This is a genomic window from Paraburkholderia sp. BR14320 (assembly GCF_040948665.1).
GTDB classification, from domain to species: Bacteria; Pseudomonadota; Gammaproteobacteria; order Burkholderiales; family Burkholderiaceae; genus Paraburkholderia; species Paraburkholderia youngii.
Map to the genome: position 1 here is coordinate 102941 of NZ_JBFPKG010000002.1, position 25497 is coordinate 128437.

Here is a 25497-nt window from a genome sequence, read left to right on the forward strand (position 1 = left end):
GGGCTTCACTTTTGCATTCGAGCCAACATCATGTCGACATTTCAATCTGATGCCGTGGCGCAGTTGCCGCGACGTCCCGATCCTGCGCGTGTCAAGCGCATCAAGGACGATTCCGAAGCCCTCGATGCGGCGCGCACCCTCGCGGCAGACTTCGCAGCGGGTGCCGCCGAACGAGATCGCGACCGCATCCTGCCATGGGCCGAACTCGACCGGTGGTCCGAAAGCGGGCTGGGAGGGATTACCGTGCCGGCGGAATACGGCGGCGCCGACGTTTCGTTCGCGACTCTTGCGGAAGTCTTCGTGATTCTTTGCGCGGCCGATCCCGCGTTGGGTCAGATCCCGCAAAATCATTTCGGCGTGCTGGGCGTACTTCGCGAGATCGGCACACCAGCCCAAAAAGCGCGCCTGTATGGCGAAGTGCTGGCGGGCCAGCGGCTCGGCAATGCCGGCCCGGAACGCCGCTCCGCATCGAGCGCGACGATCCTGCAAGGCACGACGCGCTTGCGTGCGACGCAAGATGGGCTGCGGCTAGACGGCAAGCGTTTCTATTCTACGGGCGCGCTGTTTGCGCACCGCGTTCCGGCCCGCGCGACCGACGACGAAGGATGTGCCGTTCAGGTCTGGGTGCCGCGCGATGCCGCTGGCCTGAGCGTGGTCGATGACTGGAATTCGTTCGGGCAGCGCACAACCGCGAGCGGTACCGTGATTTTCGACCAGGTGTCCGTCGATGCCGACGATGTATTGCCCATCTGGCAGCTTGGCGACCGTCCGGGTCTGTTCGGGCCGACTTCTCAACTGATACAGGCCGCCATCGACCAGGGAATCGCCGAGGCGGCCGTGGCCGATGCAATCCATTTCGTGCGCGAGCGTTCCCGGCCGTGGATTGATTCGGGGCTGCAGCGCGCCGTCGACGATCCCTACATCATCGCCGACGTCGGCCGCCTGCAAATCGATCTCCACGCCGCGCACGAAGTGCTGATCGAGGCTGGCCACACGCTCGACGCCACCGCCTCGCAGCCGGTCGATGCCGCGGCGAGCGCGCGTGCGTCCGTTGCCGTGGCTCAGGCAAAAGTGCTCACGACGCGCATCGCGCTTGAAGCCAGCGAGAAGCTGTTCGAACTGGCGGGGTCCGCGTCGACGCGCGCGGCACACAGCCTCGATCGCCATTGGCGCAATGCGCGCACCCACACGCTGCACGATCCCGTGCGCTGGAAGTTGCATCTGGTCGGAAACTATTTTCTGAATGACGTACTGCCCGTGCGGCATTCGTGGAACTGAAAAATGGCAACAGACATTCATGACAGTACGCTTGAGCGCATCTCGCCGGCCGAATCGACGCGCGCGAGGCCGGCACGAATCGCCGATGACGCACACGCGTTGCTCGCCGCTCGACAGCTCGCCGCAGCTTTCGCCCCCGAAGCCGCGGCGCGCGATCGCGATCGCCGGTTGCCGTGGGCCGAACTCGATGCGTTCGTGGCGAGTGGTCTATGGGCGATCACGGTGCCTCGCGAATATGGCGGCGCGGGCGTCAGCAGCAAGACGCTCGCGGAAGTGACGGCGATCATTGCGGCAGCTGATGGCTCTTTGGGCCAGATTCCGCAGAATCATTTCTATGCACTGGAAGTGCTGCGTGTCGGCGGGCGCCCTGAGCAACAGCGCTTCTTCTATGATCTCGTACTGGCGGGAGACCGATTCGGCAACGCACTCGCCGAGACTGGCCACAAGGACTTCAAACGGCGCACGCGGCTCACGCGCGGCGCGGCCGGGTGGCAAGTCGAAGGGCGAAAATTCTATTGCACCGGCGCGCTGTTCGCACACTGGATTCCCACACTGGCGGTCAGCGAAGAAGATGGGCGCGATGTCACTTACCTCGTGTTCATCCCGCGCGACGCGCCGGGTGTCGAAGTGATCGACGACTGGGACGGTTTCGGGCAACGCATCACGGGCAGCGGCTCCGTGAAGTTCGATCAGGTGCGCGTCGAGCCAGAATGGATCGTGCCGTTTCAGACTTCGTTCGAGCGGCCTACGACGATCGGCCCGTTCGCGCAGATCATGCATGCGGCAATCGATCTGGGACAGGCGCGCGGGGCATTTCAGGCAGCGTTGCAGTTCGTGCGCGAGCATTCGCGGCCATGGATCGACGCAAGGGTGGAACATGCGTCGCAGGATCCGCTCACCATCACGGCCTTCGGTGATCTTGCCGTTCGCCTGAGCGCGGCGGAAGCGCTGTTGCGCCGGGCGGGCCGCCTGGTCGATGCAGCCCAGGCGAAGCCAGCCGAACGCTCCGTTGCTGAGGCGTCGATCGCCGTGGCCGAGGCGCGCGCGCTCACCACGACGGTCTCACTGGAAGCCGGCTCGCGGCTGTTCGAACTCGCCGGCACGGCCGCGACGCTCGACGGCCTCGGCCTCGACCGGTTCTGGCGCAATGCACGCACCCACACGCTGCATGATCCCGTGCGCTGGAAGTATCACGCCGTCGGCAACTTCTATCTCAACGACAAACATCCGCCCAGGCACGGAGCCTTGTGATGGCAAAAAAGCAGATCCTGCTGAACGCATTCAACATGAATTGCGTCGGCCATATCAACCACGGGTTATGGACGCATCCGCGCGATCGCTCGGCAGACTATCGGACACTGCCGTACTGGACCGATCTGGCGCGCACGCTCGAGCGTGGACTGTTCGACGGGCTGTTTCTGGCCGACATCGTTGGCGTGTATGACGTTTATCAGCACAACGTCGACGTGACGTTGCGGGAATCGATCCAGCTTCCCGTCAACGATCCCACGCTGCTGATTTCGGCGATGGCCGCCGTTACCCGGCATCTCGGCTTCGGCGTCACGGTCAACCTCACCTACGAGCAGCCCTATCTGCTTGCACGGCGTTTCTCGACGCTCGATCATCTGACGCAAGGCAGAGTCGGCTGGAACATCGTGACGGGCTATCTCGACAGTGCGGCAAGGGCGATGGGACTTGAAGAGCAGTTGCCCCACGACGAGCGCTACGACCGCGCGGACGAATACCTCGACGTGCTGTACAAGCTCTGGGAAGGGAGCTGGGAAGCGGATGCGGTGCTTCGCGACAAGTCGGCGCGTGTGTATGCCGATCCGGCGAAGGTCCACAAGATCCGGCACGCGGGGCGCTACTACAACGTGGACGGCTATCACCTCGCGGAGCCGTCGCCGCAGCGCACGCCAGTTTTGTTTCAGGCGGGGAGTTCGGGGCGTGGTCAACGTTTTGCCGCCCGTCACGCAGAATGCGTGTTCATTTCGCCCCCGAGTCGTGCGGTTGCACGCGAGACGGTCAAGACGCTGCGCGAGCAACTGGTTGAAGCGGGACGACGCCCAGATGACGTGAAGGTGTTCGCCGGCGCGGCAGTCGTGACCGGCGCCACGGAGCGCGAAGCTCGCGAGAAATACGCGGACTATCTACGGTATGCAAGCCGCGACGCAGGGCTTGCACATTTTGCCGCCAGCACGGGCATCGATTACGCACAATACGATCTTGACGCCGCCGTCGATTACGCGCCCACCAATGCCATCGAGTCCGCCACGCGCACAGCAAAGCAGCACGGCTGGACACGGCGCAAGCTGCTCGAGATGTTCGAGCTGGGTGGCCGGTATCCCGCCATCGTCGGAAGTGCCGCGCAGGTCGCGGATGAACTGCAGGGCTGGATCGAAGAAACCGGTATCGATGGATTCAATCTGAGCCGTACGGTGGTGCCCGAGAGCTACGAAGACTTCATCGATCACATCGTGCCCGAACTGCAGAACCGGGGTCTTTACAAGACTGCTTATGCGGACGGAACGCTGCGCGGCAAGCTGTTTGGGCGCGGCGATCATTTGCCCGAGCAGCACGCCGCGTCAGATTTCCGTGTCGGATCGAACGAGCGAAGAGAGATTGAGCCAAACGTCCACCGTTGATCAATCTCGTTGCTATCGCGGATGAGCTGGCCGCTCGTGCGCTTCGCGGCTGATTCATCGAATGACGATCTGACCGCGAAAGTTCATATGTCCAATAGAGACCGCTGCGCCGCCACTGCTTTGCCCGTACTCGACCTGATGCAATTCGACCACGGCGATGCCGAAGCGCTCGCGAATTTTCTGGTTAAGCTGCGCGAAGCCGCGCGTGATATCGGCTTCTTCTATCTGCGCGGTCACGGTATCGACGCGGCGACCATTCGCGAGGTGCAAGCACGCTCGCGGCAGTTCTACAAAACCGTCGGTCATAACCGATGGTGCCGAATGCCTCCACTCAATCGCCTGTCGATTGCCGTTTTCTCAGCTTCATGTTTCCAAGATCGCGAATGCGCGGGGCAAACCGGAATCCAGCCAGGGCCATCAGCACAAGACATCCCGTATCACTCACCGTAACTCCGCGCGGCAGCCTCGTCTTCGCGCCGACGAACTAGCCGACCTATCTGGACAAGCGCTGCGACGAGAAGCAGGACTGCAAGCCAAAGTGCTCCATCGTGTAGCATCCGTGTCGTCACACCCCCAAACACCGCGCCTGCGAAAAAACAAAAGCCTGCCATCCCAAGCAGTGACGCCTCGTGCAACGCAATTCTGTCGTAACTCGGGATAAAGGCCTCCAGCAGTTTTTTCGCCGCTCGCCGTAGGTTTCCTGTTGTCATGACCGACGTGTAGGTCAGATTCTCGATGTGCGTGAAGGACAAGGTCTGCAGGGTGGCGACGAACGAAATGCCAGGGATAAGCCAGACATCCGAGTCGCCGACCAGACCGCTTGCCGCGATGGACAGAAAGGCAATCTCAAGAAGCAGGCAAACGAGTGCTGGACGACGGACCGAAGCCGCAAAGGCATCGAGGCGCAGGAGATGAACGACAAATACCGCGAACACGAAAGCGATCAATGGAGGAATATGGCGGGCCGCCCGCGCCCAGTCCCCCGCCGCGATCTGGATACCGAGAAGGGCGACATTCCCCGTCATCGTATTGGCAAATACGCCACCATGCCCGACATACGCGAAAGCGTCCAGAAAGCCTCCCGATAACGTCAACAGCGCCGCGACGCTACGAGTTCTACTCGCCGAATCAAAGTCCATCGAATCGACCTCTCGTCTTGACCGGTAATGCCAATATATAGGTTGCATGCCGCGCGGCAATCTGCTGCGAAGGTTACCTCGCAATAAATACCTGGCTTGTCAAGTTTGACCGTCGTGCGCTTACGGCCGCAAACGCGCGTAGTTCCCAATGGGTGCTTTGCGCTGCATCGTGCAAAATACCTGATTTGAAACGCGGAGGGATGACCTGTGGGCGTCAATTTCGACTTGAACGACTTGCAGGCGTTTCGAGCGGTCGTGGAACTCGGAAGCTTCCGCAAGGCCGCCGAGGCGGTCAGCATTTCGCAGCCGGCCTTGAGCCGCCGCATCGACAAGCTCGAGGAAGCGCTCGGCGTGCGTCTGTTCGAGCGCACCACGCGCAGCGTCACGCTCACCACGGTTGGTCGTGTATTTGCGCCTAGCGCCGAACAGCTGCTCGATGATCTCGACGTCGCGTTGCTCGGCATCCGCGACGTTTCTTCGAGCCGCCTGGGTCATGTGACCATTGCCTGCGTGCCTTCGGTCGCCTACTACTTCCTGCCAAACGCCGTTGCCAGCTATCATCGCCGCTTTCCTCGCATCCGGGTCAAGTTGCTGGATGTGAGCGCCAATGAGGTGCTTTCCGCCGTCATCAGCGGAGAGGCTGATTTCGGGGTGAGCTTTGTGGGCAGCCAGGAGACCGAGGTCGACTTCAAGGTGCTGCTGCAGGAGCGCTTCGTGGCCGCCTGCCGTCGTGATCATCCGCTCGCCAGCAAGAAGCGCGTGAGCTGGAGCGAGCTTTACGAGCACGAGTACGTCTCGGTAGACAAGACTTCAGGCAACCGATTACTGCTCGATCAGGCGCTCTCGGCGGTGGCACCGCGCTTGCCGAGTATCTGCGAGACTCGCCATGTCACGACCATGCTGGGTTTGGTCGAAGCGGGCCTCGGTGTCGCGGCGGTGCCGTCGATGGCCATGCCCGGGCACAATCACCCCATCCTCACGAGCGTGCCGCTCGTCGAACCGGTGGTCAAGCGGCGCGTGGGAATCGTGAGGCGCCGCGGGCGTCCGCTGACCCCGGCCGCTCAGGAGTTCCACAGAACGATTATCGAGCTCAGGCGCGGCGGCGCAAGCGGCGATGCCTTAAGCGACGAAGCGTCTCCGAAAGAGCGGCAAGGCAGGAAGACGGCATCGTGAGATTGGTGAGACCGCTTCGCTTGCTCTATGTGCAGGTTGTGCTGGCCATGGTGCTCGGTATGGCGCTCGGTCATTTCTTGCCGCAAGCGGGCCCGCTGCTGAAGCCCCTGAGCGACGGGTTCATTGGCCTTGTCAGGATGATGATTGCGCCCATCGTTTTTCGCACGATCGTCTCGGGCGTTACATCGCTTGGAAGCGGAAACGCGATTGGTCGCACAATTTTCCGGGCGCTGGCGCTCTTTTATCTTCTAACTGCCGCGGCGCTCGCGCTCGGACTCGTCACGGCGTTCGTGCTGCGCCCCGGCGCGGGAATGCACATCGACGCAAGCCACCTGGACGTGAGTAACCTCGCGCAATATGCGAAGGGCACGCATCCGCGCGATGTTGTCGCGTTCGGGATGAGCCTCATCCCCGAGACGATGCTTGGTGCCTTCGACAAGGGCGAGGTGCTGCCCGTGCTGCTGCTCTCGCTGCTCTTCGGTTTCGCGCTGAATTCATGTCCGGGCGCCGGCAGGCCGGTGCTCGCGCTCATCGACGGCATCGCCGAGACGCTCTTTCGCATCCTCGCGATGATCATGCGACTGGCGCCTCTCGGCGCATTCGGCGCGATGGCATTCACGGTGGGCCGCTTCGGGATCCGCTCGGTCGGCTCGCTTGGCATGTTGATGGTGTCTTTCTACGTGGCATGCGTGCTGTTCATTGCGCTGGTTCTCGCTCCGCTTGCGCGCGTGCAGGGTTTCGCTCTCTGGCGGCTGTTGCGCTACCTGCGAGAGGAGTTGCTGATCGTTCTGGCGACGTCGTCGACGGAGCCGGTACTGCCCCGTCTGATCGCGAAGCTGGAGGCGCTCGGCTGCGACAAGGGCCTAGTGGGGCTTGTGCTGCCCGCGGGCTATTCGTTCAATCTCGACGGCACCGCGATCTATCTGACGCTCGCCTCGATGTTCATTGGGCAGGCGTGCGACGTAGCGGTTTCCGCGCCGCAGATCGCGACGATGCTCGCGGTTATGTTGCTCACCTCAAAGGGGGCGGCCGGCGTGTCGGGCAGCGGGCTGGTCGCGCTCATCGCGACGTTGACAGTGATTCCCGATTTGCCCGTCGCCGGAGTGGCGCTACTGGTAGGCATCGACCGCTTCATGTCAGAGGCGCGGGCGCTGACGAGCGTGGTCAGCAACGCTTGCGCAGTGATCTTTGTTTCGATGTGGGAAGGTGCGTGCGATCGTGCGTGTCTCGGGCGGATGCTCGGGGCAGCAACGCCAGGCGGCGCGCAGAGTGCGGAGGAAGTCGCGAGGAATGCCCCGAAGACGTGAGAGGGAAATGGCCAGAGCCAAGCCTTCCTTCAGGTTTCCATCAGAAGCCAAAAAGAAAGAAGTCGAACTGTTCCAGAAAATTTCCGGCCGTTACGCGGAAAACCGCCGGAGCCTTGGAGTGTCCCGGCAACGGGTAGAGGGCGAGGGGTGCATCAATGTGTCTCCTGAAATCCCGATAAATGCGGTGGTCCGGTCTTGTCTTTCGGGAATATTGGCCCATGACCAATAAAACCATAATTGCAATGTTTTGAACGATTGATGTTTGTTAGTTATCGATCGACATTTGGCTCTGCCGCGCCGGGTGCTACCTGTGCACTAGCGCCCGGCGCGCCTTCAGAGTCCCACAGTCAGGCCACGAAACGACACTGTGATGCGGGCGTTCGCGTGTCCATATTGCGTCCGCGGTTCAGATGATCGTCAATTTCCGCCGCGCATCCGAGCATGCGCGGGTAGAGGAAGATTGTGAACGCGGCGGTTTCAAGGTCCGCCTCGCTGAACTCTCCGCGTTTGAGCGGCTGCCACAGCATCTTCAGTAGCAGCGCGGCGATCACGGCATCGACATTGACGCAGTAGACGTTGCGCGAGACACCCGCGTCGAACAATGCCTGCACCAGCGCGCGGTAGTACGCATGGAACGCGTTGTACTCCCCGCGGGCCTCGTAAAGCCTGGAGATAAACACCTCGCGCGGATCATGGTTCACCGGCTTGTCCTTGAAGACCGGGTGGTTCACGCCCGGCAGCTTGGCGATGTCGAGGCTGCCCAGCTGTTTCTGCTGCGCCTTGTACTGCGCATAGTGCTCGACCGAACGGCGCGCGAGTGCTTCGAGGTCGACGCCGTGTTGCGCGTCGGCGGGGTCGTCGAGGCCACTGTCGCGAAACGCCTCGATGAGAAAGGCGATGCCTTCATAGCCGTTGCCGCCGTGCGTATAACCCGAATGGGTGAGAAAGCCCGTGAGCGCCTTGTTCAATTGGACGCGTTCTGGAGATTCGGGACCGTCGGCGGACACCGCACCCTTCGCACCTTGCGCCGAGATCGCGCCCGGTCCGTTCGTGAGCAGTAATCCGGTCAGCGTCCTGAATGCGAACAGGTCGTCGGCGGACTGTTTCAGACCGAGCAGCGCTGCGAATGCCACCTCCGTCAGCGAGCGCTCGCCGAGCAACGCCTCGGTGGAAAAGTCGCAGAAACCGTCAGCACGGTGGCGCGAGGCGTCCGCCGAGGCGCCGATCAGCGTGCCGAAGAGTTTCATCCACCATGGCAGGTTCTCCGCCGTGAGCCGCGAGATGCGCTTGCGCATGAGCGGGCCCCAGGCGAGTGTCGTCGTGATCGCCGCGAGCACGGCGTCCGCTCGCGGATGGCCCGGCCCGTTGGCAAGCCATCGCACGAATACCGAACTCACACTGCGCACGGCGAGCCCGGCGAGCATGGCCTGCGCTTGCAGGTCGGGTTCGTCGGAAAAAAGTGCCGCGCTGCCTTCGGTGTCGATCGCGTCGATGTCGAATTCGTGATCGAACGCGTCCATGAGTTTTGCTGCCGCGAAGCGGTCGATCATCAGCCTGGCTGCCTCGCGCGCCGCGCGCTGGCGATTCGGCCCGACGATCGCAGCGGCGGCGGCAAGCACCGCGTTTGGCGCATTGCCCGCCTCGCGCGCCGCCTGCGCGGCCGCCAGTTCAGGCGTGCCGTACAGGTTCACCGCCGCGCCGATTGCGACGTCGACCAGTTTCTCGTCATTTGTGCCACCGAACTCGTGCAAAAGTGCGAGGCACACGTTCGCTTCGAACGAATGCGTCGCCGCTTCGAGCATCGATACGCCGTGCAAGCTGCTGACCTGGGTCTTCGCGTCCATCTGCGAGGCGCCCGAGGCGTCTTTCAACGGCTGCCGCGGCGGGATCGCGCCGACCTGGTCGTTCACCCGCGCGACTTGCTCGTCGTAGGGCGCGACGGCCCGCACGACTGGCAGCGCGAGTTCGCCGGGTAACTCGAGCCCCTGATCCGAGCCGAACCACGGTTTGAGCGCGAGGCTGCCTTCCGGCTCGAAGTCGGGCATCGTTGCGTTTGCGCGCATCACCGCCGTGAGCGCGGCGGGAATATGGGCGATGTTCGTCACCACCGCGCCCTTCGCCGAGCAGCAAGGATCGTCGGGCGTGAAGAGCCGCTCGACGCCGAATTTCTCCATGAACCAGCGTTCCTTCGCGAGCGCATCGTCGGCGCCACCCGCCATCGCGCCCGCGTGTCCCACTGCGCGCGTGAGACGGCTTTTCCAGCGGCCCACCACGCACGCGACCACGGGTTTGGTGAACTCCGCTTCGGCCTCGTAGTACCCGCCGGGCTCGCAGTACAGCACGGCGGCCTTGCTGCGCGCGTCGTTGGCGAGGGCAAAGGCGAACTCCGGTGCGGCATAGTGGATATAGACATCCTTTCCGCTGGAAACGACGGTCGATGTGCCCCAGCCGCTCATGCGCAGGTACTGCGCGATCGTGGTACTGAAGCCGCCGGAGTTCGAGAAGATGGCGATCGATCCCCGGCGCAGCGTTGCGCCCGGATCGTCACCGCCGAGCGCGCCGCCGATACGCACGCGCTGCCACGAGTCCGCGACGCCCAGCCCGTTCGCGCCGAAGATGTCGACGCCCGCCTGTTGTCCCATTGCGCGGATTTCACGGGCGTCGTGCACGGCGATCTTCTCCGTGATGATGAAGACCTTGCGCAGATCCGGATTCACACGGATCAGCTCGGCCACGCCGTCGCGCGCGGCCGACGGAGGCAGGTACACCACGCCACAGTTGAACCGATGACCGGCTTCCAAACCCTCTCTCACGTTGTTGAAGACCGGAATGTCGCCTGCTGGCGTCGCGAGCACTTGCCCGCCTTTGCCGGGAGCGGTGCCGAACACGACGTTCGCGCCCGAGAAGGCGTGACTCACCGGCGTGACGTCCGACGACTCGCCCCCAAGAATATTGAGCACGCAGACGCGATCTTCACGCGTGGCGATGTCCGCCAGCGACTGGATTGCGACGAAGTATTTGAAGTGGCTGTTGCCTTGCTTGTGCATGTCGATCTCCTCAGGCCGATGCCGTTTGCGATTGAGCGTCGCGCGCGCCGATGCGCGCCGCGACCTGCGAGCGTCCACCCGAGCGCATCCATGCATCGGCCTTGCGTGCGTACTGGATCACTTCGCTGATATCGGAGTCAAAGCCGAAGAGACGATAGGGCAGGCCGAGCGAATCACAGGTGTCGCGCAGTGCGGACATGCCACGAACCAGGTTAGGACCGCCGCGGCCGAGGACGACGTAGAGCGGCGTCGGACCGTGCTCGCTGAAGTGCTCGCGCAGTGCATCCGCCATCGCACGCAGGGTTTCGTAGATGTCCGTGTTGTTGGATTTGCCGCCGATGATGAATAGCACGTTCGATTGCTTGAGCCAGTGCCGGAAGCAGATGCGCGCCACTTCCTTCATTTTTTCGTAGGGCGGGTTGCCACCGAAATCGGACGAGATAATGGCGGCGTCGCCCAACATCTCGGTGACGAGTGAGTTCGCCCCGCCCCCGAACGTGGGCGCGAGGATGGTTCCCTTGTCGTTGATCACGTAGACATCACTTTGGCCTTGGTGCGTGCGAAGCTGGTTGATCTCCTGCTCGAAGTCCGAGTAGTCTGCGGCGAAGAGATGGGGCGGGAGACCGAGTCGCGAAAAGCGCGGATCGTCGCGATCGAATCCGCACTTGAAGTCGCATGCCACGGGCGTGAGACGCCCCTTTTTGTCCTCGCGCATGCGGATCGGGTTGAGTTCGAGCGTCGTCATGCCGAAGTCATGGAAGAGTTCCCAGAGCTTCGGCAACTGCTGCACGAGTGGCGAGATGATTTCACGCGGCGCCCCGATCTCGCTCAGCGCATTGGCGACGACGAACGCCTTAAGTCCGGTCAGCGCATCGAACGGCACCATCGCGACGTGCTTTGGATCGACCTCCTCGATGTCCATTCCTCCCATGTGCGACAGCGTCATGGTGGGAGCGCGAAAACGCGTGGAATCGGAGATCGAAAAGTAGACTTCGTGCTTGGCGGGCACACCCGCTTCGAATGTCACGCCGTTCGCCTTCGCCCGCACGTGACCTACAACGTGCTCGGCAAAGTACAGCCGTTCTTTTTCCGCCAGCGCCGTCTTGAGATCGGTTGCGCGGCCGAGCAGGCCGGCCTTGCCTTTCTTGCCAACGCCGCCCTTGAATACCGGCTTGATGAATATCTGGCCATGCCGGTCGATGAGCGACTTGATCTCTTCTTCGCTGGCGCCCGGGCCCAGCACTTCGCTGGACGGAAAGCCGACGAATTGCAGCAGGCGCGCGCCGTGCAACATTCCGGTGATCTGCATGTGAGTGTCTCCCGAATTTGAAGGTAATGACGAATGAAGCGGATACTGGATATTCAGTCAGCTCGCTGCGGCAGGCGCGAGACGCACCGCTGCCGTGGACGCGCTCGAAGGCGGCGGCAGGAGAATCACGTGGCCAGGTGGGGCGGGCGAGATGCGCGTCGGTACCTCCAGGCGGCAGCCATAATCGGGCTTGCACTGGGAGAGGCGAAACACGGTTTTGCGCTTCGCGCCTTTCTCCGACGAGTTCTCTGTTATGAACGTCTTGGGGATCGATATTTGCGCAGGACGCGCAAAACGGGAAGTGCAATTTTTCGAAGCATTGATGTCCCAAGGTTATCAATGCAGACGTGCAAAGGGGCCCCGCAGCGGGTAACGCATCGGCCCGGCGGTCTCGCTCGCGGTGGCTGAGGCAGGAGCAACCCTCAGGCGAGCAACGCGGACCGCCCGGCTACTGCCTCGCTCGCCACGGGAGCGCGGCCGGTCATAAAGGGGCACCTGGTCTCGTGGGCTGTCTTGCCGACAGTTGCCCCTTCATGCTGGCGCTTCTGTTGCCAGTCAACCGCTCCATGGCTGCCGCGTGGGTTACTGGATCGACGGCGCCACGCCGAGCTTTTCAGCCAGCATCCTCTCGTAGACACCGAAGTGCAGGTCGACTTCCTCCTGTGTAACGATGGTCACGAAGATGTTGATCTGCGCTGGCTGCAAACCCAGTACGGTCGCGATCGCCGCTTCAAGCTGCTGCACGCATAACCGGTCGTCAGCGAGCGTGGTGCCAACCGCAATTTTGTAAACGGATTCCTATCCATTCAGCAACGGTTGGAACGCCTTCAAGAAGTTGACGGCACACGCTAGCGCTGGCGAACGCGAGGCTTTGTTCCGGGGAACCGCGCGCAAGGCTTATCGCCTTACGTGAACGGGACGGATGGAGCGGCGGCAAGCAGTAAGCCTGGAATGACCGCTGTCCATCCGACAGCTGTAGCGACAGTCCTTGCCGCCCAATCGGTAATCAAATTTCCAGACTTTCGAACCCGGGACCGAGACCCGCAAATACATGGAATCGCGATCACGAAGTTTATAGGGCTTGCTCTGCGGTTTGGCGTTCTGCAGGAGCGGGTAGGTGAGCCTCATGGAGTTCTCCTTGACGGACAACTACCAAAAATTTTTCCCGCAATTTACCCGCAAAACCGGCGGAAGCAGCCGGATTTCCTCGGCCTGAGTCGGACGTGCCGATCGCCACCGAATGCGCTACCGCAGCGAATCCATAGCGTCTGACCCATTCGCTGTAACCCTTGACCAGAAAGGCTCCGGAGCGTTCTATGTACTGCTGGCGGGACGTTTGATAGACCGTCCGAAGCGCAAACCAGGGCACCTGCGGCAAGTCATGGTGAACCAGATGATAGTTGTTGTTCAGAATCAGCTTGCTATCGTGCGCGGCCTTGCTGGTTGGGCCTCCGACATAGTTTTGTGAGGCGAAATGTCGACTCCTACCCGCAAATTACCCGCAGGATCGAACGTCTATTCGCCGACCGGCTTTTTCCAGCGTTGCCTGGCTCAGACGGCGCGTGTAAGTCAACCGTGGTGCACGTGCTCAATGACGGGCGTTGGTTAGATCCGCTCAGGAGAGGACTCGAATTAAGCACATAACCAATGGAAAAATAACAAGAAAATTTATTCCGATAACGATGATATACGCACCTGTATACGCAAAAAACTTGGTGTTAGCGGTGCGTTGTGGCTCCCGTGGGACGAATATTTGCTCGGGACGACGCTACCCTAATTCTCCGAGGAACGAACCAGTGAGCTAACAACGGGCCTTTTGGCAGATCGGTCCTGGGGCATTCCGGCTCCTACAAACTGCAAGTCTGTCCCCAGTTGATGGCAATGAGGTTTTGCTAAGTCGTCCGCACCCGCTCAAGCAACCCTTAAGCCAGATCACGCCATCGTTTAACAAATTCGCATTATGAGGAGTCGATACACTATTGGCTCCCGCTATTTGGCAGATGAAACCGAGCAAACTAAGCTGAACTATTACTTCATGCGACTTTTCTTTCTTATAGCTTTCAGTCATGGCAAGCGCTACATGCGAACTGGGTTTTCTCTGTCCCAAATGCAGTGTTCCGATGGAAGACTGCTGGGAAATCCTCGCCGCAGGTGAGGTTCACCGCCTCACTTGTCAGTGCTGCGGTGCCGTGTTCAACGGTTTGATCGTGGAGTGTGATGCGTGTGGGTCCGAGGACTTTATTTCTAGTACGTCAGAAATCGACGCTGAAGGGATTGCCTGCTCCTCCTGTGGTCATCGCAATCTCCGTGACGGAGCTGATGATGAAGAGCCTTATTTTTGAGCGCGGGCTCCTTATCGGCGGAGAGCGGGTTGTGCTCAGTCTGTTTAGGGCCTCCCCGGGGTTCGTTCTGGAGCGACGACTGATTGAAAGAGATCAAACGACATTCGTTCAGGTGCTTCCCATAACGGTTCCCTACGATGTCCAACGATTTGCCGTTGCAGATAACTATTCGAAAGAACTCGCCCCGTTGTATTACGAGGTTCGGCGTCAACTTCTAGAAAGTCGCGCGCTCGGATAGCTGGAGAGATCGGAAAGGGGATAGAGGCGGAAGAGATGGCCACCCAACTGACGCCCCCAGACCTAAGCGTCCTTTTTGAAAGGCTCATCAGCGCCAGCGGCGATTGCGAATTGGCCGATTGCGTGAAGGCCATAGTCAGTGCACTGGGCGGAGAGTCGTACGTCTTCGTTGCCATTTACCCCGGAGTGTCGACGGCGGCCCGTCCTACGCATCGTTTTTTGATCGGCTGCAGCCCCGAATGGTGCCAGATGTACAACACCAATAAGTGGTATATGACCGATCCATTTTTGGAGTATGCGCGAAGCAACACCGCACCAATCACCGGTTCGGAGATTGCGCTTGAGACGCAAGGCCAGTGTGAAATGCTTGCAGCCGCGAGTGAACATGGCTTCAGAAGTGGAATCGTCGTTCCGGTCCATACGAGCGTTTCAGACCGTCTGGGCGTTCTGTACATCGGTTCCGACGATAGCCAGGAGATCGGGGAAAAAAAGCTCGCTGCACATCGGTTGTACTTCAGGGCACTCGCCTCGGAGCTACTGGATTGGTTCAATCGAGTCTCAAAGCGCGAGCTAATTGAGGCGCATGGAATTACTGAAATGGATCTTCGTGTAATGGGCTACGTGAAGATGGGATTTACTGCTGAAGATATTGCTCGCGAATTAGATATTTCTATTCAGACGGTCTATGGAAACTATAAAAAGATAAAGGATAAGATTGGGGTTTCTCATATTTCGGAAGCGGTTAAGTTTGCTCAGGTAAATGACCTTCTGGCGTAACTCGATTAGTGCATTTTGGCTATCACTAACTTTGCCGATAGCCGCGGCTGGTCTGTTCCTTGTCGGACAACCGTGGGCGTTCGCGATGATCGTTCTTTTTCTTGTTCCTATGCTGGACGCGGCGATAGGCCGTGGAGCTCCGGGAGCGGGGAAAGTCTTCGAGAACACAACTGAGGATCAAGTGCCGTGTTGGTTCGCGGTCGCGTGGATGGTCGCGATCGGAGTCGGGGCATGGCGCGCAAGCATGTCGTCCTGGATAGAGTTGATCGGACTTGCCACAGCTTGCGGATTACTCAGCGCGACCGCGATGGCGCACCTTCATGAACTTGCGCATCGACCGAATAGATTCTGGAGGGAGACAAGTGACATCGCATTCGCCGTCGCCGGCTATCCGCATTATCGATTCGCACATCAACTACATCATCAACACGTGGGAAATCCGAAGTTCGGTTCGGCGGCGCCGTTGGGAACGTCGGCGTGGCGCCATGCCGGTAGATCCTATACGGCTGCCTTTGCCTCTTCACTCTCTCCGCAGTCATATCGCGATGGGAAGGTGCCGTTGAGTTTGTTTAGAAACCTGGTTTTCTCCTTGTCTCTACTGGCCATAGCAGCGGTTCTGCAAGTACGAGTTGCGACGTTCTATATTGGCTATTCCATTGTTAGCATCTTTGTTGTCGAAACAGTGGGATATATGCAGCATTACGGTATCGTCGTGGACTCCTCCCGTCCCACGATAACAGCTTGGGACGTCGACTTCTGGCTGTCGAACTGTCTGCTTGTCAATAACGGATTTCACAACGCTCACCACCGCGAAAGTGAGGTGAGATATTTGAGTCTCGGTTCGCAAGGCGTCGCTATGCCCGCAGGCTACTTTCAGATGCTTTGGTTAGCGCTGTTTCCGCCGGCTTGGTACCACTTAATGGATCGACGCGCAAAGATTTTACTCACGCGTCAACGACGTCGGCGTCTCGCTCTCAGAAATCAAACGCTTTGCGACGGTAGCAAGATATGATGAGTCTAATGTCTCAAGTTCGACCTCTATAGGGCAGCCGGTACGCGAGTAGTTTTTTTTCGTGGAGCGCGAGTATGCAGGATCATAGTAATCGAGCATGATGCTCTCGAACAAGGGGACGATTTCATGACGCTCAGCCAGCGACATCCATTTTTGTAGGGTTACCCCGCTTATGAGGGCTTTTAGATAGCTTAGGCGCGTGACTAGACCCTCGGGGTCTTTTTCGAAGTGGGGATACTCGCGACGCCACATTTCGATCCGCTCGGCCATCGGCGTTTTGACCGAAAACAAACGTCCCTCATGCATTCGATCGAACAGCGCAGTAGGTAATTGGACTTGCCCAATACGTTTGCTCTCACCTTCAATCCAGACGCGTCTCGAAGAGTCCAGCCGATAAAGCTCGGCAAGCAACGTGGTGTCGAATAGCTTCTGAGTGGGCTGTTGTCGTCCGGGAATTGCCCCAATGATCGATCCTCGGTGCGAGGCGAGATCTTCGAGATCGATGATCTGTGCACCAGACTCTCTCAAAGCAATCAGCAAACGCGTCTTCCCGCATCCTGTGGGACCGGAAAGCACATTGAACTGCAAGCGGGCAGGGATCTCTTCAAGAGTTTCACGAACCCAGCTCCGATATCCTTTCCAACCCTTCGGGAGTCGTTCGACCTTGTAGCCAATTGTTTCTAACGTGTCTGCCCAGAGCTTGCTTCGTTTTCCACCCCGGAAGCAATAAACCAGAATTGACATTTTTCGACTTGGCCGAAAATACGGAAGCTCGAGGTGCCGCGCAATGTTTTTTAAAGAATAGGCGACGCCGATCTGATACGCGCGCATAGGATCAGTTCGATGCGTAGTACCGACTTCGGCGTACTCATCATCGAATACAACGGGCAGGTTTATCGCGCCTGGCAAATGGTCTTCGGCGAACTCACGCGGGCTCCTCGCGTCAATCACCAGGTCAAACTTCTTCAAAGCATCCACGTCGTACATGTTTTGCCTCAGCTATCACATTGACGGTTAAAAGTCAATGTAGTTTGGTATGGTGCCGATCCCTCAGCCAGCGAACTAGACTTTTTCTTGCCGCGCTGCGTCCGACAACAGGTGCTGCCAGGCCGGCTCGTACGATCGTTCTACTACTGACCGGCCGTCAGAGTGTCATGTCTGACTTCAGGATACGCCGCCGCAACGGGGCGCTGTAGTAATCGAATGAGGGAATTGCGGGAGTTGCAGGTCAACGCTAAGGGACCGTGCTGCACATTTGGATCGGCTGGACGATCGATGTCGCCGTCCGGTTTGATTTGTGGCAGGTAACGGGGAACTGATGCGGCAGAACGCTGCAGGCGATGAGGAGGATCATGGATCACTCAGAGAACCCATGTCAGCCAGCAGGAGCACGCGACGATAGCACCGTAGCGCTTGCTCCAAATTCACTGCAGAGGCGCGTCGACCAGGCCGAGGCTGACGTTCGCCGCCTAACGGAGCAATTGAGAGGGAAGGAGCGACAACTGAGCGATATGGGAAAGGCGTTGCTTCGTACGGTGGCCGTGCATCATGCGATAGAAGAGCGACAGGAGCAGGAGCTCGAGTCGTTGCGTGCGATGGCCCCATCATGGAGGACGTTGCAATGCGCCTGCGAGGAGCAGTCGGAGCATTCTTACGGGATCACCGTTCGGCTGCCGTTTATTACCGAGATTCTTTCCGGAATGTTTGATGTCATGCAAATTTTCTGGTCCGACTATGACGAGAACAATCCGCCCAAGTCGTCCGTCGTAGCGCGGGCGATCGACGAACGGTTGAATCTGAAAGCTCAACCCGACGGCGAGGCGTCTCGAAGCGCGCAGACGTATGCGTCTGCAATCCGACCCGATTGGCTGAAGGAAACTGCTGGCAGCCGATACTCGCGGTCGCGGTCCTGACGGGTTGTCCTGACGGTAAGACGGACTTCCCCGTCTGTGCTTCCTGTTGCTTGAATCTGATCTGTGCCGGACAGATCCGCACAAAGCCAGGAGGACGGAAGTCATGTCGGATTCGATACATGTGGCAGGCGCGATCCTGCGTCGCAAACAGGTTGAGAAGGTCGTCGGCCTGTCTCGTTCCACCATCTATCAGCGCATCAAAGATGGAACGTTCCCGAGGCCAGTATCGCTGGGCGGGCGAATGGTAGGCTGGCGAGCGTCGGACATCGAGACGTTTTTGGTCAATCCAGCCGGATACCGCGTGGCGGCCAGTCCGTTCGACGGGGCGCATGATGATTGATCCATCCCGTGCGTCGCTGCAATCCCGTCTCGACAACTGGGCCAATGCGTCACGTGGCGCCTACAATCCGATCGACGCAGCCAGGATCGAGGCGGCTTGGCGATGTCTCGAGCCTCGTCACAAGGAATTGCTTCGTATGGTGTTCTTGTGGCGCGCCGGTCGCGAAGTGGTTTGTCGCCGCCTCAAAATTCCTCGTCATCCGCACAGTCTTTACCAACTGGAACTCGCCGCAGCCGAGCACGCGCTTGCCCGTCTGCTGGAGAAGAAACGGCCGTAAAATATTTCCGGAATTCGCCGGACACCCCCGGAACCTGACGGACGACAGTGCGGAAATACCGGCGATTTCGAGGCTTGCCTCTCTGCAAAATCGCACCTAGAGTGCAGTCAACAACCTGTTCCGGTCGACGCGCAAACGCACGACCGAGTACGCGCCAGCGGCTCCGATGTCCCGAGGTATGTGTGTGGGCGTAGTGGTCGCAATGCGAGTCAAGCCTGTGAACCTTACGGTCGCAGGCTTTTTTGTTTTCTGCTGATCCCCCTTGAACCCGCGGCGTGCCTCCCCGGCCCCGCGGGTTTCTTTTCCCGCGCACATCCGTGTCGGTACGTCGGTGCGCGACGGATTGAATCGATGGAAGGTGGATCATGAAGATGGATCGTTTCGTTCTCTGGTGTCGTGAACTGCGCGCGATGCGCGGTATTGTGCGGCGCCGGTCGCTCGCGCTGGCACTGCTCGCCGGCACCTCGGTTTTCACGCCGGGCGTGGCGCATGCGGACGACTGGGGTTGCCAGGTCATGCTCTGCCTATCGAATCCCGGCGGTCCCGAGCAGTATGGCGAATGCGTGCCGCCGATCGAGAAGCTATGGCGCGCGCTGCGGCACGGCGACCCATTTCCGACGTGCGAGTTCGGTGCAGGCGGGGTGCACGGTACGTCCGCCACCAATACGTTCGCGAGCGGCGGTTATTGTCGCGAAGACCTGCTGTTTTGGGGTGGTCCGGAACAGAACGAACTGCTGTGTCGGGCAAGCGGCGCTATCAACGTCACTATCGATAACCAGCTCTATGCACGTGTCTGGTGGGACGTTGGTGGACAGGGGCCCACGATCACTGAATTCTATGGGGCGGGCAGTACGCAAGCGCCGTACGACCCGACGCAGTCCGCAGCGCTCTTCCAGCAGCGCATCGACCAGCAGTGGGATCGCCTCGGCGGGGGGAACTGATCATGTTCCTCGACTTCATGGCACTCGCGCAGCAGTGCGCGCCGCAGATCGCGCCGGTCACGATGGCCGCGATCGTGCGCACTGAATCCGGATTCAATCCCTATGCGATCGGCGTGGTGCATGGCCGGTTGCTGCGGCAACCATCGAATGCCGCCGAAGCGGTGGCAACGGCACGCGCGCTGGAGACGACGGGTTGGAAGTTCAGCGTCGGACTCGCCCAGGTGAATCGCGCGAACTGGCCAGCCTATGGCCTGACTGCGGATAACGCTTTCGAGCCGTGCCGCAACCTGGCGGCAGGCGCCGCGATCCTGCAAGGCTGCTTCGCGGCGGCGCGGATTCGGCAGGTCCATGGAGATGCCGGTTCTCAGGTTGACAGACAGACCGCGCTGCGCGCGAGCCTGTCCTGCTATGCGAGCGGCAATTTTTCGACCGGCTACCGGACGGGGTATGTACAGCGCGTCGTGGACGACGCGGCGGAGCAGTTGCCATCGCCGCCGAGCGTGCCGGCGATCATCCGCATCCCGTTCGTGCCGGTTGATTCTGCGACGCCGGTTCGCGCAGCTCGCCCCCGATCTGTCATTCGACAGCCATCGCGGCAGGACCGCAATGGAGAGACTGCCACATCACCGGTTACGGATAAGCGGCACGAGCCTGATGGCAGTGCAGTGGTGTTCTAACTCGTCGTTTTGAAGAATCAGATAGTGATCGATCGAACAGGAGCTGATCATGTATTTAGGAATACGTTATAAATTGCGAAAAGTCGATATGTGGACGATGCGATGGCTGTCCGGCCGAACGGCGGCGCGAGGAATCGCGATCGCCGCTTCCTCCCTGATGTTCGCGTCGCCTGCGTGGGCACAGCTCTCCCAGGTCAATACGCTGCTGAGCACGATCCAGACGACGTTGCTGGGCGTGGGGGGCGTGATCTGCTCGATCTCCATCATCTGGGCGGGCTTCCGGATGATGTTCCAGCACGCCCGGTTCGGTGATATCGCGAACGTGTTCATCGGCGGACTCTTCGTCGGCTGCGCGACGGTCATCGCCGGCATGCTGATTCCGACGAGCTGATCCGGGAGCGCCGAACCATGACCCCGCTCAAGGATCCCGTATTCAAGGGCTGCACGCGTCCCGCAATGCTCTGGGGCGTGCCACTTGTGCCGTTCCTGATGGTCGGCGGCGGCATGCTGATTCCGGCCATCTGGGCACTGCTCGCGAGCCCGCCACTGGGTGTCGCAATCCTCTTCCTGATGATCCCCGTGTTCGTCGTGATGCGGGTGATCACACGCCACGACGATCAGCGTCTCGCGCAGTACATGCTGCGCCTGCGTATGGTGCTGCGTCAGCGCAACCGTCGCTTCTGGGGCGTGCATGCCTACGTGCCGGTCCGCCTGAAGAGGAGGGCGTGACATGCCGACCGAACCGCAACCCGTGTCCGTCGCGAACCGGGAAGTGCCGCTCGCCGGTTATATCCCGTACTCGACGCATGTGAGCGACCACATCATCAAGACGCGCGAAGGTGACTACCTGCAGGTCTGGAAGATCGCAGGCATCGCGTTCGAGGCAGCCGATCCCGCCGATATCCTCGCGCGGCACGACGGCCTCAACCAGTTCGTGCGTGGGCTCGCGGCCGGGCATGTGGCGGTGTGGTCGCATCGCCTGCGCCGGCGCGTGGCGGATCGCTTCCCGACGGAATACCGCAACCGCTTCTGCGAGGAGCTGGCCACGCGCTACTACGCGAGTTTCGCAGGCTACCGGATGATGGCCAACGAGCTGTACCTGACGGTGGTCTACCGGCCGAACCGCACCCGGCTCGGACGCGTATTCAGTCGCGCCGCGCGTCGTACGCGCGACGATATCCGGCGCGACCAGTTGGACGCGCTGAAGGTCATGGCCGAACTGGCCGCCCTGGTCGAGTCGAGCCTCAAGCCCTACGATCCGGTCGCGCTTGGTGTCTATACGAGGCAAAGTCCCTTTATGCCGCGCCCGCGCCGCTATTCGTCGGCGCTGGAACTGCTCGGCTATCTGGTGAACGGCGTCTGGGAGCGGGAGCCCGTACCGTCCGGCCCGATCCGCGAGGCGCTGCCGACGTCGCGCCTCTTCGTCGGGGCCGAAAAGGTCGAGATTCGCATGCCGGTCGAGACGCGCTTCGCCGCGATGCTCGACATGAAGGATTACCCGGAAGACACCGAGCCGGGCATGCTCAACGGTCTGCTGTATGGCGACTTCGAGTACATCGAGACGCAGTCTTTTACGATCCTCGACCGGCCCAGTGCGAAGGAGGCGCTGGAGCGGCAACGCAACCAGCTCATCGCGGGAGAGGACGTCGCCGTGTCCCAGGTCACGGCGATCGATCAGGCGCTCGACGATCTGATCAACGGCGATTTCGTTCTCGGCGAATACCACTATTCGCTTGCCGTGCTCGGCGAAACGCTGGATGAGGTATCTCGAAGCGTCGCGAAGGCCCGCACGCAACTCGCCGATGCCGGTTTTCAGACGGCACTGATTGACCTCGTCGCCGATGCGGCCTGGTTTGCCCAGCTACCGGCGAACTGGCGTTACCGGCCGCGCGAGGCGAAGCTCACCTCGCGCAATTTTTGCGGCCTGTCGAGCCTGCACAACTTCGCGACGGGAAAGCGCGACGGCAATCCGTGGGGCGAGGCGATCACGATCGTCAAGACGCCCAGCGGGCAGCCGCTCTATCTGAACTTCCACGCGACATCCGACAAGCAGGACTCGCTCGACGAGAAGGCACTCGCCAACACCCAGATCATCGGCCGGGCCGGCGCGGGCAAGACCGTGCTCGAACTGTTCCTGCTCGCGATGGCGACGAAGTACGGCATCACGGCGGTGTTGTTCGACAAGGATCGCGGCACGGAGATCGCAATCCGCGCGATGGGCGGCACCTATACGGTGTTTCGCCGCGGTGAACCGACCGGGCTGAACCCGTTCCAGATGGCGCCCGGCGAACCGGTGATCGACTTCTGGGAGCGCCTCGTGCGCAAGCTCGTCGACATCGGCGAGCCGCTGTCCGCGCGCGACGAGCTCGACATCTCCCGCGCGGTGCGCGAAGTCGCGCGCATGGACAAGCCCCTGCGTCGTCTGTCGATGGTCCGGCAGCTCCTGTCGAACGTGGGCGAAAACAGCCTGCATGCGCGGCTCGCGAAATGGTGCGCGGGCGGGCGCCTGGGCTGGGTGCTCGACAACCCGACCGATCGCATCGATCTCGCCCACGCGACGCTGTTCGGCTTCGACGACACCGAACTGCTGGACGATGGCGAGGTGTCCACGCCCATCACGATGTACCTGTTGCACCGAACGGAGAATTTGATCGACGGGCGCCGCTTCATCTACGTGATGACCGAATTCTGGAAGCGCCTGGACGATCCGGTTTTCACGGACTTCGCGAAGAACAAGCAGAAGACGATCCGCAAGCAGAACGGGCTTGGGATTTTCGATACCCAGTCGCCGGCCGACGTGCTGCGCAGTGACATTGCGAGTGCGTTGATCGAGCAGAGCGCGACGTTCTTCTTCCTACCGAACCCGCGCGCCGATTACGACGATTACGTGCGCGGTTTCAAGCTGACCGAAGCCGAATTCAACATCGTGCGCAACCTCGGCGAGAACAGCCGCCTGTTCCTCGTCAAGCAGGGCCATCGCTCGGCCATCGGCCGGCTCGATCTCACGGGCCTTGGGGATGTGCTCGATGTGCTGTCGGGCACGACCGACAACGTTGAACTGCTCGACACTATCCGCGCCCGGGTCGGCGACGCGCCACAGGACTGGTTGCCCGTCTTCCATGAACAGCTTGCGAAGCGCCGCGCCGCACAGTTAGAACAGGCCAGTGCGCGCCTATCTTTGTTGCCGGGGCCGGGAGGTGTGCGATGAGCGGCCTCTTTACCGCTGTGTGCGGCACGCTCGAGAACGGCATGTCGATCTACGTGACGAACGTGTCGTCGGCGCTGTCCGGCGCGCTCGTGCCAGTTGTCACGACGGCTGGCACGATCTGGGTGTTGGCCTACGGTCTCGCGGTGGTGCGCGGCGAAGCGCACGAAGCCGTGCCGGCGTTCGCGTGGCGCGGGCTAAAGGTGGCGATCACGCTCGCGTTCGCACTGAGCGCCGGCATCTACCAGCAGCAGGTCGTCACCGCTGTCGACGGTGCGACGTCCGGACTCGCCCAGACGATCCAGAACGCGGCGAACACGACGGGCGGTGGCAATCCCGGCTGCGGCTCGGCCAACGGCAGCAGCGTGACGGGGCAGGGTGCAGCGACCGGCATCTACCAGACGCTCGACTGCTACGACCAGCAGATCGATCTCGTGATGGACGCCTACTTCGACAAGGCGACGCACGAAGGAATCAGCCCGAGTGGCCTCGCCGCCGCGATAGGCGATTTTCTGTGTGGCCTGGTGGCCGCGCTCGGGGGCTCGATCTTCCTGATCGTTCTGGCTTTCGAGGTCGTGATGGCGAGGATGCTGCTCGATCTCGTGCTCGGGCTTGGGCCCATTTTTATCGCCTGCGCGGCGTTCGCGCCGACCGCGCGGTTTTTCGAGGCGTGGACCGCGAAGGTCGCCAATTACGCGTTGCTACAGGTCCTCGTGGCCGCCTTCCTCGGTATGGCGCTCACCGCGTTCTCGGCTGATCTCACGTCGCTTCATGCGACGGGTAGCGCACCCGGCGCCGATGCATCGGTCCTCGTGCAAGCCATTTCCGCCTCCCTGGACGACAGCGCGGCGGCCGCCGCCGCGATTGGCCTCTTCGCGACCGGCGTGTTCCTCGCGATGGTCGGCTGGCAGTTGCCGTCCGTGGCGGCGGGCTTGTCGGGCGGCGCAACGCTATCGGGCTTTGGCGCATTCGTGGCGGGCTTGGCCTCGCGGAGTCTGGCGGTTGCGATCGGCCGGGCGATCAGCGGTAACGGGCGAGGGCCGCGCCCAGGCGGCGAAATTCGCGATCGGACGGGCTCAGGTGGTGGGCCAGGAGGCGGCGGTGCGACCCCGGCCTATCAGAGAGTCGCGCGCGCGAACCTCGGTCAGCAGGGACGTTGAAGCGGAGGAGACGATCATGAACGGACGATGCAGATGGATGAGCGCCGCATGCGTGTGGGCGACAGGGTGCGTGGGTGCTTACGGGCAAGGTATCCCGGTCTATGACGCGCAGAACGTCATCCAGGCCATTGCCTCGGTGGGGCAACTGAAGCAGGAAGTGCAGCAGGAGATCCAGATCTACCAGTCGACGGTCGGCACGCGCGGCTTCGGCGCACTCCTGAGCAATCCGGTCGTGGCGAACTCGTTGCCGTCGAACTGGCAGAGCGTCTATACGGCGATCCAGAACGGCGGCTATGCGGGCCTGACAGGCAGCGCGCAAGCGCTGCGCTCGGCCAGCCAGATCTACAACTGCGAGGACCAGACCGGGATCGATCAGCAGGTGTGCCAACGCGCGCTCAACAAGCCCTATCAGGACAAGGCTTTCGGCCTGCAAGCCTACCAGACCGAGATGCAGGAGCTGGACCAGATCCAGGGCCTCGCGCGGCAGATCGACGTGACGCAGGACCAAAAAGGCATCGCGGAGTTGGAGGCGCGTATCCAGACCGAGTCCACGGCGGTCGGCAACGAGATGACGAAGCTGCAGCTCTTCCGGATGCTGGCAGAAACCGAGGACAAGCTCACGGCCGAGCAGCAGAGTGAACTGGTGCTGAGCCGGGCAGCCAAGACCAACCGGCTGCAGGACCAGATGGTGCCGGCGTCGTTCGGAAACTGAGGAGAT

23 protein-coding genes and 3 pseudogenes are annotated in these 25497 nt (G+C 61.0%); 19 read left to right on the forward strand and 7 right to left on the reverse strand.

Translation table 11 applies throughout. The features are described 5' to 3' along the window. The first annotated feature begins 30 nt into the window (after positions 1-30). Genes AB3X89_RS03100 through AB3X89_RS03115 form a run of 4 tightly spaced genes read left to right on the forward strand, consistent with a single transcriptional unit; the run spans position 31 to position 4373 of the window. On the forward strand, positions 31-1278 hold the full coding sequence (locus AB3X89_RS03100; protein WP_368581781.1) for an SfnB family sulfur acquisition oxidoreductase: 1248 nt from the start codon (positions 31-33) through the stop codon (positions 1276-1278). A 3-nt stretch (positions 1279-1281) separates the two neighbouring features. Next, the gene (locus AB3X89_RS03105; RefSeq protein WP_368581782.1) at positions 1282-2529 is read left to right on the forward strand and encodes an SfnB family sulfur acquisition oxidoreductase; all 1248 of its coding nucleotides are present in this window, start codon (positions 1282-1284) and stop codon (positions 2527-2529) included. Then, the gene (locus AB3X89_RS03110; RefSeq protein WP_368581783.1) at positions 2529-3923 is read left to right on the forward strand and encodes an LLM class flavin-dependent oxidoreductase; all 1395 of its coding nucleotides are present in this window, start codon (positions 2529-2531) and stop codon (positions 3921-3923) included. The genes AB3X89_RS03105 and AB3X89_RS03110 overlap by 1 nt, the downstream gene beginning before the upstream one ends. 21 nt (positions 3924-3944) lie before the next feature. Then, positions 3945-4373 carry a 2-oxoglutarate and iron-dependent oxygenase domain-containing protein gene (locus AB3X89_RS03115; protein ID WP_368581784.1) on the forward strand — a complete coding sequence of 143 codons (429 nt, stop codon included), beginning with the start codon at positions 3945-3947 and terminating at the stop codon, positions 4371-4373. Here AB3X89_RS03115 and AB3X89_RS03120 read toward each other — a convergent pair. Continuing rightward, positions 4361-5062 carry a YoaK family protein gene (locus AB3X89_RS03120; protein WP_368581785.1) on the reverse strand — a complete coding sequence of 234 codons (702 nt, stop codon included), beginning with the start codon at positions 5060-5062 and terminating at the stop codon, positions 4361-4363. The genes AB3X89_RS03115 and AB3X89_RS03120 overlap by 13 nt on opposite strands. A 207-nt stretch (positions 5063-5269) precedes the next feature. On the opposite strand from AB3X89_RS03120, the gene AB3X89_RS03125 reads away from it, so the two are divergent. Then, the gene (locus tag AB3X89_RS03125; protein WP_368581786.1) at positions 5270-6235 is read left to right on the forward strand and encodes a LysR family transcriptional regulator; all 966 of its coding nucleotides are present in this window, start codon (positions 5270-5272) and stop codon (positions 6233-6235) included. Further along, positions 6232-7542: a C4-dicarboxylate transporter DctA gene (gene dctA, locus AB3X89_RS03130; RefSeq protein ID WP_368581787.1), complete on the forward strand. Its 1311-nt coding sequence runs from the start codon at positions 6232-6234 to the stop codon at positions 7540-7542. The genes AB3X89_RS03125 and dctA overlap by 4 nt, the downstream gene beginning before the upstream one ends. 347 nt (positions 7543-7889) lie before the next feature. Here the strand turns inward: dctA and AB3X89_RS03135 are convergent, their stop codons facing one another. From AB3X89_RS03135 to AB3X89_RS03145, 3 genes and pseudogenes are all read right to left on the reverse strand, one after another. Next, positions 7890-10589, reverse strand: a complete 2700-nt coding sequence (locus AB3X89_RS03135) for a CoA-binding protein (RefSeq protein WP_368581788.1) — start codon at positions 10587-10589, stop codon at positions 7890-7892. A 10-nt stretch (positions 10590-10599) separates the two neighbouring features. Further along, positions 10600-11898, reverse strand: coding sequence for an ATP citrate lyase citrate-binding domain-containing protein (locus AB3X89_RS03140; protein ID WP_368581789.1), 1299 nt, complete (start codon positions 11896-11898; stop codon positions 10600-10602). 582 nt (positions 11899-12480) lie between these two features. Continuing rightward, positions 12481-12696, reverse strand: a pseudogene (locus tag AB3X89_RS03145) (hypothetical protein); the annotation flags it as partial. Between AB3X89_RS03145 and AB3X89_RS03150 the strand changes: the two are divergent. Beyond that, a pseudogene (locus tag AB3X89_RS03150) lies at positions 12695-12811 on the forward strand (amidohydrolase); the annotation flags it as partial. The pseudogenes AB3X89_RS03145 and AB3X89_RS03150 overlap by 2 nt on opposite strands. Here the strand turns inward: AB3X89_RS03150 and AB3X89_RS03155 are convergent. Together AB3X89_RS03155 and AB3X89_RS03160 are read right to left on the reverse strand one after the other, a co-directional pair. Then, entirely contained in the window at positions 12796-13026 is a 231-nt protein-coding gene (locus tag AB3X89_RS03155; RefSeq protein ID WP_368581790.1) for an Arm DNA-binding domain-containing protein, read from the reverse strand. The pseudogene AB3X89_RS03150 and the gene AB3X89_RS03155 overlap by 16 nt on opposite strands. Further along, a pseudogene (locus tag AB3X89_RS03160) lies at positions 12971-13315 on the reverse strand (fatty acid desaturase); the annotation flags it as partial. The pseudogene AB3X89_RS03160 and the gene AB3X89_RS03155, both read right to left, overlap by 56 nt. 1198 nt (positions 13316-14513) lie before the next feature. On the opposite strand from AB3X89_RS03160, the gene AB3X89_RS03165 reads away from it, so the two are divergent. Both AB3X89_RS03165 and AB3X89_RS03170 read left to right on the forward strand, forming a co-directional pair. Continuing rightward, positions 14514-15254 carry an autoinducer binding domain-containing protein gene (locus tag AB3X89_RS03165; RefSeq protein ID WP_368581791.1) on the forward strand — a complete coding sequence of 247 codons (741 nt, stop codon included), beginning with the start codon at positions 14514-14516 and terminating at the stop codon, positions 15252-15254. 244 nt (positions 15255-15498) lie between these two features. Next, positions 15499-16266: a fatty acid desaturase gene (locus tag AB3X89_RS03170; protein ID WP_368581956.1), complete on the forward strand. Its 768-nt coding sequence runs from the start codon at positions 15499-15501 to the stop codon at positions 16264-16266. Here AB3X89_RS03170 and mnmH read toward each other — a convergent pair. Then, the gene (mnmH, locus tag AB3X89_RS03175) at positions 16195-17253 is read right to left on the reverse strand and encodes a tRNA 2-selenouridine(34) synthase MnmH (protein WP_368581792.1); all 1059 of its coding nucleotides are present in this window, start codon (positions 17251-17253) and stop codon (positions 16195-16197) included. The two genes, AB3X89_RS03170 and mnmH, sit on opposite strands and share 72 nt — an antisense overlap. Before the next feature lie 365 nt (positions 17254-17618). Between mnmH and AB3X89_RS03180 the strand changes: the two genes are divergently transcribed. The 10 genes from AB3X89_RS03180 to AB3X89_RS03225 all read left to right on the forward strand — a co-directional run bounded on the left by AB3X89_RS03180 (position 17619) and on the right by AB3X89_RS03225 (position 25491). After that, positions 17619-18179 carry a hypothetical protein gene (locus tag AB3X89_RS03180; RefSeq protein WP_368581793.1) on the forward strand — a complete coding sequence of 187 codons (561 nt, stop codon included), beginning with the start codon at positions 17619-17621 and terminating at the stop codon, positions 18177-18179. 103 nt (positions 18180-18282) lie between these two features. Then, positions 18283-18519, forward strand: coding sequence for a helix-turn-helix transcriptional regulator (locus tag AB3X89_RS03185; protein WP_368581794.1), 237 nt, complete (start codon positions 18283-18285; stop codon positions 18517-18519). Continuing rightward, positions 18509-18796, forward strand: coding sequence for a hypothetical protein (locus AB3X89_RS03190; RefSeq protein WP_368581795.1), 288 nt, complete (start codon positions 18509-18511; stop codon positions 18794-18796). The genes AB3X89_RS03185 and AB3X89_RS03190 overlap by 11 nt, the downstream gene beginning before the upstream one ends. A 365-nt stretch (positions 18797-19161) precedes the next feature. Continuing rightward, positions 19162-19737, forward strand: a complete 576-nt coding sequence (locus AB3X89_RS03195) for a hypothetical protein (RefSeq protein ID WP_368581796.1) — start codon at positions 19162-19164, stop codon at positions 19735-19737. Positions 19738-19739: 2 nt separating this feature from the next. After that, positions 19740-20414, forward strand: a complete 675-nt coding sequence (locus AB3X89_RS03200) for a lytic transglycosylase domain-containing protein (protein ID WP_368581797.1) — start codon at positions 19740-19742, stop codon at positions 20412-20414. Between the two features lie 97 nt (positions 20415-20511). After that, a complete protein-coding gene (locus AB3X89_RS03205) occupies positions 20512-20805 on the forward strand; it encodes a TrbC/VirB2 family protein (protein WP_227749247.1) in 294 nt (97 codons plus the stop codon). Between the two features lie 17 nt (positions 20806-20822). After that, positions 20823-21143, forward strand: a complete 321-nt coding sequence (locus AB3X89_RS03210) for a type IV secretion system protein VirB3 (protein ID WP_368581798.1) — start codon at positions 20823-20825, stop codon at positions 21141-21143. A 1-nt stretch (position 21144) separates the two neighbouring features. Further along, entirely contained in the window at positions 21145-23622 is a 2478-nt protein-coding gene (locus AB3X89_RS03215; RefSeq protein WP_368581799.1) for a VirB4 family type IV secretion/conjugal transfer ATPase, read from the forward strand. Continuing rightward, positions 23619-24779 (forward strand): type IV secretion system protein, encoded by a 1161-nt coding sequence (locus tag AB3X89_RS03220; protein ID WP_368581800.1) that lies wholly within the window; start codon positions 23619-23621, stop codon positions 24777-24779. Before AB3X89_RS03215 ends, AB3X89_RS03220 begins: the two co-directional genes overlap by 4 nt. A gap of 37 nt (positions 24780-24816) precedes the next feature. Then, a complete protein-coding gene (locus tag AB3X89_RS03225) occupies positions 24817-25491 on the forward strand; it encodes a type IV secretion system protein (RefSeq protein WP_368581801.1) in 675 nt (224 codons plus the stop codon). Positions 25492-25497 lie beyond the last annotated feature (6 nt).